Source organism: Pseudoalteromonas luteoviolacea S2607 (genome assembly GCF_001625575.1).
Taxonomy (GTDB): Bacteria; Pseudomonadota; Gammaproteobacteria; order Enterobacterales; family Alteromonadaceae; genus Pseudoalteromonas; species Pseudoalteromonas luteoviolacea_E.
In genome coordinates, this window is the sequence record NZ_AUXV01000014.1 from 1 (window position 1) to 17,275 (window position 17,275).

Below are 17,275 nucleotides of genomic sequence, written 5' to 3' on the forward strand. Positions count from 1 at the left end.
TTATGGTGGTAACTGTGTTATGTTAAATTTGGTGTTTTGTAACGAAAAACACATTACTCCTTTGTGTTATTGATAATACAAATTTCATCAAAACGCTCGCTCTCACGTCAACCGAATGAGAAAAGAGCTAGGCGATAGGTATAATGAAAAATAGATACCAAAAGGTGAGTGTACTTTTGGCTATTCGAAAAAGCCAAAAGTACCAAAACTGTGTTAGCTGTTTAACACTTGGCGTAGACTCTGTGGTCGCATATCCACCCAATTTTCTTTGATGTATGCGAGACACTCCGTTTCTGTGCCATTGACTCCAGACTTTTCCCAACCCTTTGGCAATTCTTTATGTGCAGGCCATATAGAGTATTGCTGTTCAGAATTAACCACTACATCAAACATTTATGCTTCCTCTAACTGTAAATCTTCACACTGTAGCGCTTCACTATAGCTTAAACTTGCTTCAGCGAAACAAATTTTCAGTGCGGTGACTAGTTCCTCTATCATTTCTTTGGTATGCCTCGCGGTAGCCACTAATCTTAGTCGCTCGGTTCCCCAAGGAACGGTAGGGAAGTTAACCGCCACGGCATATATACCAAACTCTCTCAACAAACGTTTGCTGATTGCGTTACATAATTTACTATTCCCGACAATCACTGGGACAATGTGCGTATCCGATGGCATGATACGCAAGTTCTCTTCGCCCAACCGCTGTTTAAGAAACGCAGCATTACTAAGCAATCGTTCTCGCTCTTCATTACTACTTCTAATATGCCTAATGCTAGCTAATGCGGCAGCACACACTGATGGTGGTAATGAACTTGTAAAAATCAAACCGTATCCGAAGCTTCGAATACTATCAACAAGTGTTTTAGAGCCCGCTAGATAACCACCAAAAGCGCCAACTCCCTTTGATAAACTACCAATGATTAAATCAGGTTGATATTGTGATTCAATATCATTGGCTATACCCCGTCCACCTTCACCAAAAATTCCGATTGCATGGACTTCATTTAAGATGGTCAAAGCACCATACTTCTTTGCGCAAATGAGCATTTCTCGTACAGGGGCTATATCACCTTCCATTGAATAGATCGATTCAAAAATAACAATCTTAGGTCGATCATGTTCAACGGCACTTAATTTAAGCTCTAAATCAGAGATATCATTGTGCTTATAAATCACTTTATCAGAGCGAGATGCTCTAACACCTTCAATAATTGATGCGTGATTTAGCTCATCTGAGAAAATAATACAATCTTCAAAGCGACTGCCTAATACTGACACTGCTACTTGATTTGCCAGATAACCAGAATTCAAAACAAGTGCTGAGTCGCGTCGGTGAAAGTCGGCAAGCTCTTGTTCTAACTCAACATGCTGATAGCAAGTACCACTTAGATTTCTCGACCCACCAGAGCTTACACCTGACTTTTTAACAGTTTCGATTGCAGCAGATACAACTTTAGGGTGATGACCCATGCCTAAATAATCTAAACTACAGCATACCATGACATTCTCTGGGATATGTTCTTGAGCAGTAATCGCGTGTGGAAAGTGGTCAGACTCTTTGCTCAATTCAATAAAGTGTCTATAGTTTGAGTTCTGCTTTAACTCTTCCAGCTGATGCTTCAACGACTCGTCATAAAACGACATATTCAACGTCTCCTTACCTTATTTACCAATCGTATTCCTCACCTATTAAATCAAAAAGTTTTTCATTGATAGGTTGAAAGAAGTTTCTTAATTTTTCCTCAACTTCTGAGTCCAGGTTTGCTTTTCTTCCAGCGTTTTTAACTGGTACTGCCTGAGGTATATATTCAGGTAATTCCAACACTTGATATATGTCATTAACTACTTTTAGGGGATCTTTGAAGAAATCAGAAGAGTTAATAAACATGATATTTTCACGACCAAAAGTTTCGATAAGCTTGGCCACAAAAGGGAGGTAATTACTATGCTGTAAATAACCTCCGCCAACGCCACTTACCTGTACTGTTTGTGTATTTGCGTGATTTAGCATGCCCTGAATTTCCAATTCAATCAAAGTGGAGAAGTTCGGAACATGTTCGAAAAGAGGGTCACGGAAAAACCGCTGGGATATTTCCTGATCCCAACGCCAGTGGGCAAATGCCCTATCCACAGGGTCACGCAACATTACGAATACTTTCATATTCTTATTCAAAGATTTTAGCAAGTAGGGCAGCAACATATGGGGCATTGAAGGTGTACAATAACCAGTAATTGCCTTTCCATATTTGTCTTCTATTTTGCGTTGCTGTGAAACCGTGGGGAGTTGCGCCTCAACGAGGCGTTTGCTATACAGCCCACCAATTTTCACTTCCTTTGTCAGTGGTAGAGCAACACAGGGGTGCTGAATAATATATTCAGATAGTGAAGTTGTACCACTTCTCACAGCACCTAATAGAGAGAAGTTGGCTTGCATTCTCTCCTTTTTAGATGCGGCTCGAAGCTTCAATCGCCACTTAGGTGGAGCCAAAAAATAGAAAGGTAAAAACTGTCTTCTTAGGGAATACCAAGTTCTAACCGTTTTATTTGTGGCAGTAAGCATCGCTTGATCGATAACAACACCTTGCTCTATTGCTTTAATTTTTTTTGTATCAGGGTTAAGCATAACTGTCTGGCCTTAGCTATATTGGTATCTATAAGTGTTTGAACGTCATGGCTGGGCTGGTTCTCGCAACTTTCAAAGTATGATAGCTAACGGTCAACCAACAAAATAGCAATGAACCTACACCAACGAGGAAGAAAACTGGCAAGCTTATATCGATTCTATAAGCAAAATTATTGAGCCAGTCGCGTATTACAATATAAACAAGAGGCCAAGCCAACACATTGGCAAGTATGAGCGGTTTACTTAAGTCCCACACCAGCAGCCTGATCAAGTCAAAAGAACTGGCGCCAACAACCTTACGCATACTGATTTCTTTGTTTCTATTTTTGGTGCTAAACGCAGCCATACCAAATGAGCCTACAGCAGCGATACCGATTGCAATAAGTGACAGAGCCGCCATCAATTGGCCATTTCTTTCCCACTGTATAAATGCTCTGTCAATATCGTCGTCTAAGAAAGAGCGAACGATAGGGTACTGAGGAATGATTTGGTTCCATGTATTGTCTATGTAATTCAACACGTCAGGCAATTCACCACCATTAATTTTCACTGAAGCATAATTCACCGCACCTGTACTAATAATAAACACATACGGGTTAATGGCGCTGTGCCCAGTCAGTATGTGGAAGTCCTCAACAACACCAACCACACGAATATCAAAGCCCCATTTCTTATCTGATGAAATCAGTCTCTTGCCTAACGCATCTTCAGCATCATTCCAACCAAACTTTCTAACGGCAGTCTCATTTAAAATAGCGCTATAAGTTGCTTTACCTGACGTTGATTGATTTGACCCTACTTCATCAGATCCATATTCTCTAGAGAACATGCGCCCAGTGACTAAGTTGACATCATACGTCTGGAAAAATCCAAAATCCGTTGCCATACGATTCAAACTGATCCCGTTTTCAGAGGGCGTACCTTCAACATGAAATGCCCCCACTCGATCAAACTCTCTACCTGGTACCGTAATCGAACCTGCTACATGCTCGATATTAGGGTGTTTTACCAACTCTTTTTGCAGCACTGAATAGTTAGGTTTTATATCGGTCCAACCTATATTTTTCAGCACCACAACGTTTTCATCTGAGAAGCCTAAATCCATGTTTTTGATGTGGTTCATCTGTTGATATATAAAGTAAGTACCTATGGTGATAGAGATTGCAACAATGAATTGGAACAGTAATAAAAGCATACGCATGCTAAAAGAGCCTTGTCCATAACCCATACTCCCTTTGAAAATATCAACGGGCTTATAGCTAGACATCACAGCGGCAGGGTATGCACCAGCCATAAACCCTGCGATCAATACCAGCAATAACAATCCGATTAAAAATTGTGCCTCAAAAAACACCGTGAAGGACAAACTCTTCCCTGTGATCTGGTTAAACCAGGGTAATAAAAGGTCTGAAAAGAACAGCGCTAAAATAGTAGCGCCAATAACCAGTAAATATGATTCAACCATAAATTGGTTAAACAACTGTACTCTAGTGCCTCCCAACGCTTTACGTATACCCGTTTCTCGATCTCGCTCAGCTCCTTTAGCAGTTGCAAGATTAATCGTGTTGATACAGGCCATTAGCAACACAAGCGCACTAACAACCCCAAGCACATGGATAGTATTAAAGCCGCCCAGTTCATTATCTCTTAAGTGAATCTCAGAAACTGGCATCAGACCTAGCTCAATTGTTCCCTGAATGCGTTCTGGAACATTCTTATTTGCCAATTCGGTTAATTGCACATGCCAAGGTTCGGGATTCTGCCCTTGCCCTAGTGCCACGTAAGTGAAAGTGGTTGGAAAATTCCAGTTTCTCAATATCCGTTCATTATACATACGCGGTAGGGAGTCAATACTCGCCAACATACCCAAATTTAAGTGAGTATTATCCGGCGCATCTTGAACAACACCCGTTACTTGGAGTTTGTGCTTTCCATCAAGCGTTATTACTTTATCCAGGGCGCTTTCTCGGCCAAAATACTTCTTAGCTGTTGATTCGGTTAACACAACTTTATATGGTGTGTTTAGCGCATTTTCACGTGAACCTTGAATAAATTTGAGATCAAAAACGTCAAAGAAACTCGGATCTACAAATGAAACGTCCTGATAGAATCGAGTTACATTGTAAGCAGCAAGAAACTGCATTGGTTGTAAACGCGCGATAGCTACACTACCTTGCATATTAACTTCAGCTAACGGCGTCAAGGGGGCGAAACTGCGTGAATATTGAATACTATCAGCCCCACCGTTGCGTCTAACAGTCGTTTCAACACGATAGATATTTTCACCCTGTTTCCAAAATGCGTCGTAGCTAACTTCATCCAAAATGTAGAGTAGGGTCATTAAGAAACAAAGTAGACCCACACCCAGTCCTAACAAATTGACCGAGGTAAAAAGTTTATCGGACTTGAGGCGACGTAATGCGATTATCAAGTAATTATAAAACATATTATTAGCAAGCCTCTTTTGCGTTCATTTCACAGCTCGCATGTTCTACGATTTTGCCATCAAGCAACGATACGGTTCTATTTGCATAACCCGCGTGCTCTTCAGAGTGCGTCACCATTATTAATGTCGTGCCTCGACGATTTAAGTCTTGTAATAGCTCCATAACTTCTCGACCTAGCTTACTATCTAGGTTACCAGTTGGCTCGTCCGCTACTACTAGCTTAGGGTCACTCACCAAAGCGCGCGCAATAGCAACGCGTTGTTGCTGACCGCCAGAGAGTTTTTTAGGATAATGATTAACCCTATGCTCCATGGAAACTTTCTTTAGAATCTCTAGCACACGTTCCTTCCGCTCTTTCGCAGACAAATCGTGATAAAGCAACGCTAACTCAACGTTTTCAAACACAGTCAGCTCATCAATTAGATTAAATTCTTGGAAAATAAAACCAACATTATGCTTGCGGATAACTGATAATTCTTTTTCCTTCTTATTGGCAACGTCTTGACCTAGAAAGTTATAAATACCAGAGGTAGGATTGTCCAACAGGCCTAATATATTCAACAGGGTAGATTTACCACACCCTGAAGGGCCCATGATGGCCAAGAACTCACCTTGTTCAACAGTCAAATCAATATTGTCTAGCGCGACAGTTTCAATATCTTCTGTTTGATAGCTTTTAACCATGCTCTCTATTTTTATCATTATTTTTCCTACAAATTCTCTAATAAAAATCTTTAAACGGGCAATCTCATTCCTTAGCCCGTTTACGAATATATTAAGTCAGTCAAGGCCTTGAAATTAATTTATAACTAACTGATCAACACCAGCAAAATCTGAGTATGATGAAACAATTACTCTTTCACCTAATTCAATCCCTTCCAAGACAACTATCTTTTTGTTGTTACGTTTACCCAGTTTTACTGGCCTTTTTGTAGCAGTCTTCCCATCGGGGTCCACAACAAATACCCAATCCCCACCGGTGTCTTGAAAAAAGCCACCGTTATCTATCATGACGGCTTGTTGTGGTTCACTTAAGATCAGCTCTAGATTGATATTTTGGCCACGAACAAAGTGCTCAGGGGCGGTATCAACAAAATCCAGATCAACTTGGAACTGACCATCATTGATCTCTGAATATACCTTTTTAACTGTCAATTTCTTTTGCACACCATCTGCGACAAAATAAGCCGTTTGCCCCTTTTCTACGCGAGATAAATAAAATGAATCTACAAAAGCAGACACTTTGTATCCATCCATCACATCAATCTGTCCGAGCCTATCTCCAACCTTTTTGAGTTCACCTATTTCTACTGGTAATGAAGTGATCTGTCCTGTGATAGGAGCCTTCACAACCAATTGCTCTAGACTTTCACGAATGACTTCTAAATGACTGTTAAGGCGTTTTTCGCTTTCTGCCAACTGAGAAAATTTGCGAATACGAATTTCCTCATCTTGTGTTTCGGCTTCACGGTTCAGCTCCAATGATTTAATCAGCTGGTCATACTCATCAAGCAAATTAAGGTAATGATTTTCTGCAACATAGCCTCTTTTCATCAGAGGCTTAGTTCGTTCTATTTCGCGTTTCTTGAGCTTCACATCCAATTCGATGTTGTTAAGCTTTCGATGAATGTCCAGGCGGTTTTGTTCAAGAGATAAACGTGTATTCGCATTAATATCAAGCTGCTCACTTATTCGGGCTTCTTGAGAAAACACTTGCAGTTCAAAAGATGTATTCTTGAATTTTAAGATCGGCTGCCCGGTTTCTACCATGGTGCCTTCCTCGATCAAAATTTCGTCGATAACGCCGCCTTGTACTGTGTCTAAAAAAACAGACTTAACCGGCGCAACTAAACCATAAATTGGTAACGATTCTGTAAACTGCCCCTGAGAAGCTTGAGCATAACTAATTCTTGATGATTCCACTTTAAAAGAACTAACAGAAGTCTTTGCTATTTTCACATAGCCCCACATACCAACTAACAACACAGCCGCTGATATTAATAGTTTCTTTTTTGGTTTTTTCGTTAAAATTTTTCTGTCCATGCAGCTCAAATCCAGTCAATTTCGGGTTATATAATAAAAAACAAAGGCGACTATAAATAAACACTAGAATAATGGGGCTTCGCGTTAGAAATACTTTGCAAGCTTTTGGATAGGTCGAACGCGTCAAATTCGCAAACGGAATCAACACTTACAAAAAATATGGGGACACAACACAGGAATTATGTTACATAGATACCCACATTACAGCTTTTGCATCAAATTCTTTGGCTTAGTTTAAGCATCATTCCATATAGCTTAACCTATTGTAAATAGTTGAATTTTCATTAACTTATCAAATCTGGTAAGATAAAAAAACACTAAAATGCAACTTTTTTCACAAGTTAGATACCTAGTTAACTAAATCATACCACAAAGCTATGACAAAAACAGTGCACCCCTGATATCATATAATACGTATTCAATTTCTTTCATAACAATTCAATATCAAATACTTAGCGAATCTCGAGTGTGGTATAGCCGCTTAAAAAATCGTTGAAAAAAGGCATGCTATAGATATTTTTTTGACCAATTATTTATTCATTTTTTACCAGCAAGCATCCCACAAATTCGTCAAATTAACCGCTCCTATGGTAATCATGTAAACACCATTACAGGATAGAGGATACGCTTTATACTATAATGTATGATGTGTTCTATGAGTTTATAAAACACACTCAGTTATAGGGGGCACATTGGCGCGCAATACGCATGTGCCCTCATGGGTTGTTGCTAAAAATTTTCCAACATATACGCTTGTAAATAGTCCGTGATTCGTTTGGCGTGCTCTGCGCCTACCATCGTATAATGATCTGCGTTCTCAAGTTGCTTAACACTGAGCATATTGATGTAACTTTGCCAACCGTCCGCTGAAGAAACATGGGCATGATCGTTAGCCGTAATGAGAAGTGCTTTTTCAACACCCGCTTGCAATTGACATTGTGAAAAATTCTTGCTGTTTCCCTTGAATGATTTCCAACGTATCAACCAATCAGATTCACCTATACTCCAATCATCTTGCTCCATTTTTGCGTACGAAAGCAAAGCACTAAGCGCCTGTTCCTCAGATAACTGTGAAGCACCTATCAATTGAGCTTGCTCTATCACCAGCCCCATAGCTTGAGCAAATTGTAATACAACCTCCTGCCAACTAACTTTAGCACCGACTTGTTGAGGTAGATAACTGTCTAGCATACTCAATAACACGGGATGTGTTGACCTGTGTTCTAGCTGCTCCTTTAGTAGGTACGCGATACACCCTCCCATTGACCAACCGCACACCAATAGCTGGGCTGATGCAACGTCAAAATGTTCTGAAAGCGCACTTGCGTAATACTGGCTCTGTTGAAGAATCGAATCATGAACCATGCCTAGGCTTTGAATAATAAACACTTTATCCCAATACGTAGCGTGAGCCGCGATATCCATAAGCGGTAACGCATCTCCATCCACACCGTGTATCAAAACAAGCACTCTATTTCCTTCATCATTTTTGTATGGGATCAACGCCTGATAATGCGCTGCATGTTCATTGTTGCCCTCACTTAAAAATGTCACCATGTGTTCAAACCTCTGGTGACGAAATACATCTGCAACGGTGATCTTGACCCCATATTCAGCTTTCAACCGAACAATCAATGCCAACACTAACAACGAATGTCCACCTAATTCAAAAAAGCTCGCTGCAGTACTTATTGTTGTAACGGGCACTTTAAGTAAATCAGACCAAATCGCGGCTAAGCGCAATTCCTGCTCAGTAACGGGGGCTAGGTGTAACTGTGCAATTAGAGTTTCGCCGGTATCTGGCAAGGCTCCTTTATCTACCTTTCCATTAGCTGTCAGCGGCCACGCTTCTACAGCGACCAATACCCTAGGTATCATGTAATCTGGCAACTTAACAGTCAATTCAGCCTTAACTTTGTCCAACAGCTCCAATTTTCCTTGCTCATCAAGTGAATGATGTGCCTTTACATAGCCTATGAGCTGCGACTCTCCTGCTAAATTTTTTGTCATAACCAGTGCTGAGTCAATCCATTCTAGTTGTGTTAATTGTGCTTCAATCTCCCCCAACTCGATCCGAAAACCTCTTACCTTGACCTGCGCGTCGTTTCTACCAATGAACTCCAAATTTCCGCATCTTAAACGACGTACGATATCCCCCGTTTTATAAGCCTTTTTTCCATTTGAGAACGGCAAGGTTACAAATGCTTCATCGGTAAGTTTCTGGTTGTTCCAATAGCCTTTTGCCACGGTATCACCAAGGATGTATAGCTCACCTTTAATCCCATCGGGACATACGTGACCATATTGATCTAATATGTGGCACTGTACCCCTTTAATAGGCTTGCCTATTGGTATATTTGACAATGTCGCGCTATTACTTAAATAATATGCACTTGCGATAACCGTTGTTTCCGTGGGTCCATAGGTATTGAGCAACTTAGCCTCTTGATTGAAGGCTAGCCAAGTTTTACTCAATTTTGCCGATAGTTTTTCACCACCAACGATAAGTAATCTTAATGTCTTAAAGTCATCACTATCTAACGTTGAAACATGATCACACATCACGTGAAAAAACGCGGTGGGCAAACTTAAAATGGAAACCTGCTTCTCACGCACGACTTTCGAAAACTGCTCTATATTCATGAGTGCTTGTTTGTCTTCAAGAATAAGCGTTCCACCAAAACATAATGAGCAGAATAGTTCTTCGACAAAAATATCAAACGACACCGATGAAAATTGCAGAACTCTGTCATGCTCATTGACTTCATACAAGCTCGATGCTGCCGTTAAGTATGCGAGTAGATTATCATGTGTAATCATCACCCCTTTAGGCTTGCCTGTAGAGCCTGATGTGTACGAGATGTAAGCAAGGTTGTCACCATCTACCGGCATATCTAATTCACATTCTGGCTGACTTGACATAAGTTCATGTAAGCGATGCTCACGAACATCCACTACTTGACAGTTTGATTCTGATAATTGCTCTGCTGCAAACATATCACTGATTAATAGTCGTGGGTGCAGGTCCTCAACGATTAAGTCTAGGCGCGCCTGAGTGATGGTTTTATTGAGCGATACATAACAAGCACCAATTTTTAATATCGCGAAGATAGCAATAACCAACTCATCATTCTCAGCCAAGCATAAAACAATTCTATCTCCTTGCTTTACGCCTAAAGATACGAGGTAATGAGCAAATTGATTAACCTGTTTGTTTAATTCTTCATAAGTAATTTCACATCTAGGCGTTATCACTGCCACTTTTTCTGGCTGTATGATTGCCTGTTGACGCAGTAATTCGTGCACTTTTGGGTGCCCACTCAAAGATATGTCATCATCTGTCTGAGCAGGTTGTTGGGAGATTTTATCTTCTACTAGGTACAGTTCAGACAGGTTTTTATGTGGGTCATTGGTAATTTGTTCTAACAAATTAGCGTAGCAATGAGCCATTAAAGAGATGGTCGATTCGTCAAAAAGTGAGGAGTTGTAACACCAAGCAAAGTGATAATTGTCTTTATCAATGATACATGAAACGGATAAATCAAATTTTGACTTATTTATACTTAATTTAGGGCCCTGAGTGTCGTTATTGGATATTTTTTCATTGGGGTTATCAATATTATGTGTGGAAAACATAATTTGAAATACGGGTGAATAACTGAGCGATCTGGGTACACTAAGATGCTGAATTATTTCATCCAATGGCATTTGTTGATGGCTATAAGCCCCTATGCACACATCTTTGGCTAGCGTGAGCAAATCAGCAAAGTTTTTCACATTTAACAAGTCAAAACGCAACACTAAGGTGTTAACAAAAAAACCAATCAACGACGCGGTTTCCGTTTGCTCCCGGTTAGCGATGGGCGTTGCGAAAACAATATCACTTTCGTGACTCAAACGGCCAAGTAAATATGAAAATACACCAGATAGCGCCATAAAAGTCGAGGCATTGTTATCACTACAAATTTTCGATAGCCTCGATATAAGCTGCTTTGGTATGGTTAAATCATATACACACCCAGCAAAACTTTGTACGCTCGTCCTTGGTCTGTCTAAGGGTAAATTGTGTAATGGTGGTGCACCATCTAGCTTGTTCGTCCAATAATCTAGGTGCTTTGAAAGGTTATCTCCAGATAAAAACTTTCTTTCCCAATGTGCATAGTCAGAAAACTGTAAAGACAGCGTAGGTAATGTATTTCTATCTCTGCCAATATACTCCTCGTACAAAGCTATAATCTCTTTTCTGAATATATTTTGAGACCAGCCATCAGATGCAATATGGTGTATATTTGCGACGACATAACTTTGCGTGCTGCTGATTAGGCACAAATCTACTGTTAATATCGGGCCATTTTTTAAATCAAAAGCATAGTCATTGTTTTTTGAAATTACAGCTTCAACTTTGTTATTTGCGACCGCTCTTTCATACTGTGTAAAATCATGAATGGTTATTTTAGCTGAGCATGTACCTTTAATTACTTGGTAAATATCACCATCAGACTCTTCATAGCATGTTCTCAGAATCTCATGTCTTTCAATCAGTTTGTTGAAAGCATATGTAAATGCCTCTGTATTAACAGCAAAGCTAATTGAAAAGCCATCAATAATATTATAGGTGCTACTATCTCCTTCAAGTTGATTGATAAACCACAATCTCTGTTGTGAAAAGCTAGTAGGTGCTAGTTGAGCGTTTGAATTTATATTTAAGGATTTATATAAATTGATTATATTTAACTTTTCACTTTTCAGCACATCCTTATCAACTGGTAATAAAGGACCTTTAGTTACCTTTATAGAAAGTTTGTCACCACTAGCATCAATAATAAAACCTCTTTCCTTGAAGTCTATTAGCATTTTAAATAAATTCATATATACACAACCTCTATACCAGTATCATTTGATGGTTCATCTGACTCAATTGGAATGGACAGTTTTAGATCAACAAGCTCAGTGTGTGCCGCTAAAGACTCTGCATTGACGACATCTTGAAATAACAGGTCTATGTTAAATGCTTTATTTATTTCCTTTATAAGGTAAATTAGAGAAATAGAATCCCCACCTAAATTCATATAATTATCGCTTAAAGAGATCTCCCTAGAAATCTTTAGGTTATTTTGCCAAAGCTCTTCTAAAACTTTTTGTGTTTTACTATGCGCTTTTAATACATGTTTACTGAACCTTATTACAGGTTTAGGCAAAGCTTTTTTATCTACCTTACCATTTGCCGTAAGCGGGAAATCATCAAGAAATGTCATTGATGATGGAACCATATAATCTGGAAGATATGCCTTTATATAACTAAGCAATTCATCCTCGCTCACCTTTGCATCATATTTGACCTTTACATAGGCTGCAATTTGCTCATGCGAATCATGCTGAGCATTTAGTGTAATCACAGAGTCATCGACGTGCTTATGACTGTTAATAACAGACTGTATCTCCATAAATTCTATGCGATAACCCCTTATATTCACTTGGTCATCTTGTCGACCAAGATAATCGATATTACCATCTTGTAAATATCTGGCGATGTCGCCCGTTTTGTACAATATAGTTGACTCGCTGTTGTCACACACCAAAGGAAAGAACTTTTCTTCTGTCTGCTCTTGATTACCTAAGTATCCTACCGACAAACTTTTACCACTAATATATAAATCACCGACTTGTTCCACTTCACAGGCCTTTAGGCTGTCATCAAGAATATGAATTGCAACATTACCAATCGGCTTACCAATGGGGACACTGCGATGATCGGTCAAGTTTTTACAATCAAAGGATGTGACTTCCACAGTTGCCTCTGTGGGGCCATACATATTTAACAATCGCACATCTGACACAGATTGATAGAAACGCTCTACATGATTAATCTGTAGCGCTTCACCACTACAAATTACACACTCCACACTCTTCGAAAAGCCAGTGTCTTCTTGCTGCAAATACACCTGCAACATAGAAGGAACAAAATGGACGATATTGATTTGGTATTTGGCCAAAACGTGACTGATGTAGGTTGGATCTTTATGACCATCAGGCTCTGCAATAATGAGGCTCGCACCATAACACAATGTCCAAATTAGCTCTCGAATAGAAACATCAAAGTTGTATGGTGTTTTGAGTAATACTCTGTGCCCAAATGTTATTGGGTGAACATCTTGCATGCCGATGACATAGTTATACAAGGCGGAATTATCAATCATAACGCCCTTTGGCTTACCCGTTGTCCCTGAGGTATACATAATATAAGCAAGATCGCTATCAGGATTATGTACCTGTGCCAGCTTTTCTATTCTTTGTAATAGCACAATCTTTTGAGCATCTATTTGCGCGGCAACAAACCCTGTTTGATAAGAAGAGCTGTACGCGTGCTGAACTAAAATATAGTTACAACCTGCATTTTGTATCATGTACTGTTGTCTATCTATAGGTAGCGAAGGCTCAATCGGTAAATATACACAGCCGGCCTTTAAAATCCCCCAAATACAACTGACCATTTCGGGGGAACGGTCCATGATTACGGCGATAACCTGGCCTTTATCTATATTTGCAGCACGAATGAACGAAGCGATATCACTCGACCAAGCTGCGACCTCTGAATATTGATAGTGTCCTCCCTGATACACTAGGCATGCTTGTTCAGGCGCTTGTTCAGCACTTTTATTGAATAAATCACACACGTTACTCATAGGTAAGGCACCATACATTCTACACAGGCAATCATATTTCAACCTCATCATGCACCGTGTTATTTTTATTGTAGATACTTTCAACTTGTTGATCTTCTGAGCTTGCATCACACAGCTTTTGCTCTATCAACAAAGCTTGCTCCTTAATTGATATATGGCCAAAAATATCAATAACTTGCAACGTAACTTGAAACTGCGCTTTAATCTTTTCTATCAACTTGATTGATAAAAGAGAGTGGCCACCCAATGCAAAGAAGTTAGCTGTTGTGCTGACTTTATTTGTTTCAATGTTGAGAATGCTCGACCAAATATCTTGAAGTGCTTGTTCCAATTTTGACTCAGGTGCAACATAGTGCTCTTCAGCACTTATTAGGTCGCCTAACTCCATATTAGATAGCGCTTTTTTGTCAATTTTACCATTATTCGTCAGAGGCCAATCCGTTACCACTTTCAAAATGGTTGGGATCATGTAATCAGGTAATTTGATCTGTACGTCAAATTTAATCTGTGCGACAAACGCCAGTTTGGCTTCATCAGCTAAGTTCAAATTAGGCTTAATATAGCCAACCAATTGCTTGGTACCTGCAACATCCTTCGCGATAACCACGACAGAGTCAACCGCCTCTAGCGTAACCAGTTGTGATTCTACTTCTCCCAGTTCGATTCTATAACCTCGAACTTTGACTTGATCATCCACCCGACCGATAAACGCCAAATTCCCATCTGGCAAATAGCGAACAAGATCGCCCGTCTTATAGATACGACCGTATATCGATTCTATAAAGCTCTGTTTGGTTGTATCAGCTAAGCCAAGATATCCCCTAGCCAAAGTATCTCCAGCGATATACAGTTCACCTATCGCACCGACCGTCACAGGGCACAATTTCTCGTTCAAGATATAAGTGCGATAGCCAGGCATTGGCGCACCTATCGGCGCCATCGGGTCAGAGAAATCTTGATTTTCCTCAATGAGTAAGCCGGTTGCTGCAACGGTCGTTTCAGTGGGCCCATAACCATTATAAATGGTCAAAGTCGGCCTGGTCTTTTTCATTGCTTGTAATTTGCTATACACAATTGGTTCTGCACCCACTACAACATGCTGTAAACTTGCACAGCATACACTGCTTGATGACATCGCGTTAGTAAGCGGTTCTATCATGGAAGAGTGAATGAATGATAATGTTATTTGATGTTCATCTAGGCACTGTACAAACTGCTCAGGTAGCAACCTTGTTTGCTTATCAACCACAAATACTTGTCCAGCGCAGTACAGGGGCAGTAGGCTCTCAAGCACTGATACGTCAAACCCAACATTGCCCCACCAAGAGCCTTTTGGACAATCTCCTACATCCAGCATATTGCGCATACCAGCCAAAAAGCTCGCTAAGGACTGGTGTTCGATCATGACACCTTTTGGTTTACCTGTAGAACCTGATGTATAAATCGTATATGCTAAATCATCGCCCTGTGTGTCATGCGGCACAAATGGCTCTGACATGCTCGCGGGCTCTTTTCCTAGCTGGTAAGTTTGCCGGCACAAAGAGGCGATTTTAGGGTTTGTCACTTCATCAGTTATCACAAGTGGAGACTGCGTATCTTCCACAATAAAGCGACAACGCTCTTCGTTTAGCTCATAGTCTAAGGGCGTATAAGCAGCCCCAACCTTCCACACCGCTAATATAGCTACCAACCAATGACTTGTTCGCTCCAATGAGATAGCGACAATCTCTCCTTGTTTTACACCCCGCAGCCTGAGCCCCTCTGCCAGTATTGATGATGCTAAATCTAATTGCGCATAGGTTAGTTGAGTCTGCTTATCCCCAACAGCAATTTGATTTTTATGTTCGTTAACATGGCGATAGAAGGTATGAGGAAACAGCGAAGGAGTCGGATTTTCACTTCCTTGTTGCCATTCATCGAGTAATTTACGCTCGTTATCAGATAGCAGATCTAGCATATAAGCATTCTGCTCAATGCTGTTAACAGCCTGACGAATTAAAATTAGTATCCCATTCAAATAAGTATGAATACGCAGCTCACTAAACAGCGAATCATTATAATTTAGCGATATCGTGACTTGGTCATCCTGTTCAATGACATTGAAAGTTATTTCAAACTTACTGGTACTATTACCCAAACTCATCAACTCAAATGCGTCCGCACCAGCCTTGCTTTGCGAGGCAGCACCGACACTTTTGGAATAGTTATAACACAATTGAAATAGTGGAGAAGTTGCTAATGTTCTATCCGGTTGTAATTTCTCAACGATGAGGTCAAAGGGTACAAACTCATTGGCGTAGGCATCTAGCAAAGTACTTTGACATTGTGCAAGGTGTTCGCTGAACGATGCATTGCTGTCAACCTGATGACGTAGCACTAAGGTGTTTACAAAAAAGCCAAGTAAGTTTTCAAATCGTACATCTTGGCGCCCTGACACCACTGTTCCAAGTACGATGTCTTTATCACCACTCAAACGTGCCAGATAGAGCGTTAGGATAGAGTAGAAAAACGCATTGGTCGTGATGCCTTGCGGTCGACATAACGTTTTTATTTGTTCAAGCTGCTCTGTGTTTAGCGTCGCAGACAATGTCTTTCCGTTAAACGTTTGCTGTGACTTTCTTGGGTAGTCCAAAGGTACTTTATGCACTGGTGGCGCATCTTCGAGCTGTTCTAACCAATAGTTAATTTGCGAATCTATCGCGCCTTGAGTGATGCGGTTGCGCTGCCAATTTGAAAAATCACTGTATTGGTAGTCGATGTCTGGCAATTTTGCAGAATCGTTTTGCAATGCTGCATGGTAAAACGCCATCATCTCTTTGGCAAAGATTTCAGCAGACCAAGCATCCATAATGATATGGTGAAAAACGCAAATGATAACCTGACTACCTGAATCTAATTCAACCAAAGAAAAGCGAAAAAGCGGACCTTTCTCCAAGTTAAATCGATGCCCAACTTCAGCACGAATGAGCTCTTTCAGCAGGCTATCTTGCCTCTCTCCGGCTGAACTAAGATTGATGACTTTTCTTTTAACCTTATACTCAGGTTCAATCTCTTGGTATAGCGTGTCACTACTTTGAGAGAAGCTTGTACGTAACACCTCATGGCGCTCAATAATTTTATCAACGGCATCAAATAACAATTCACTGTTAAGTCGCCCGTTGGTTTTATACGCAAATGGAATGTTATATTGGCCTATGTCCTCACTTTGGATCATATTCAAGAACCACAGTCGTTGTTGACTATATGACTGGAGTGAACGCTTCTTAGTCGGCTGCTGCGGCGCACCTTCAACCAACTTGATCATAGCATCCATATTCGCTTTGATATTTTCCTTAAGCTCTGGCGTCATCGCACCTTTGGGTGCTTTAAAACGTAATTTTCCATTTTCTACATATATATGGATCCCTTTGGCGAGGGCTTGTTCTAATAATTCTTGTTCCACTATCTTCGCTCTCAATATGCTAAATCTTAAACATTGA

Annotated in this window: 9 protein-coding genes; all 9 read right to left on the bottom strand. The window is 40.3% G+C overall.

Features of this window, described 5'->3' with window-relative positions; translation table 11 throughout:
• Nucleotides 1-213: 213 nt before the first annotated feature.
• Nucleotides 214-393, bottom strand: coding sequence for an MbtH family protein (locus N480_RS08850; RefSeq protein WP_063372153.1), 180 nt, complete (start codon nt 391-393; stop codon nt 214-216).
• Nucleotides 394-1,644, bottom strand: a complete 1,251-nt coding sequence (gene hemA / locus N480_RS08855) for a 5-aminolevulinate synthase (protein ID WP_063372154.1) — start codon at nt 1,642-1,644, stop codon at nt 394-396.
• Between the two features lie 22 nt (nt 1,645-1,666).
• Nucleotides 1,667-2,623 (bottom strand): sulfotransferase domain-containing protein, encoded by a 957-nt coding sequence (locus tag N480_RS08860; RefSeq protein WP_063372155.1) that lies wholly within the window; start codon nt 2,621-2,623, stop codon nt 1,667-1,669.
• Nucleotides 2,624-2,651: 28 nt separating this feature from the next.
• On the bottom strand, nt 2,652-5,069 hold the full coding sequence (locus N480_RS08865; protein WP_063372156.1) for an ABC transporter permease: 2,418 nt from the start codon (nt 5,067-5,069) through the stop codon (nt 2,652-2,654).
• 4 nt (nt 5,070-5,073) lie between these two features.
• Nucleotides 5,074-5,772, bottom strand: coding sequence for an ABC transporter ATP-binding protein (locus tag N480_RS08870; RefSeq protein WP_063372157.1), 699 nt, complete (start codon nt 5,770-5,772; stop codon nt 5,074-5,076).
• Nucleotides 5,773-5,868: 96 nt separating this feature from the next.
• On the bottom strand, nt 5,869-7,113 hold the full coding sequence (locus N480_RS08875; protein ID WP_063372158.1) for an efflux RND transporter periplasmic adaptor subunit: 1,245 nt from the start codon (nt 7,111-7,113) through the stop codon (nt 5,869-5,871).
• Nucleotides 7,114-7,842: 729 nt separating this feature from the next.
• Nucleotides 7,843-11,982 (bottom strand): non-ribosomal peptide synthetase, encoded by a 4,140-nt coding sequence (locus tag N480_RS08880; RefSeq protein WP_063372159.1) that lies wholly within the window; start codon nt 11,980-11,982, stop codon nt 7,843-7,845.
• Nucleotides 11,979-13,796, bottom strand: coding sequence for a non-ribosomal peptide synthetase (locus tag N480_RS08885; protein WP_063372160.1), 1,818 nt, complete (start codon nt 13,794-13,796; stop codon nt 11,979-11,981). Before N480_RS08885 ends, N480_RS08880 begins: the two co-directional genes overlap by 4 nt.
• A gap of 31 nt (nt 13,797-13,827) precedes the next feature.
• Nucleotides 13,828-17,238 (bottom strand): non-ribosomal peptide synthetase, encoded by a 3,411-nt coding sequence (locus N480_RS08890; protein ID WP_063372161.1) that lies wholly within the window; start codon nt 17,236-17,238, stop codon nt 13,828-13,830.
• Nucleotides 17,239-17,275 lie beyond the last annotated feature (37 nt).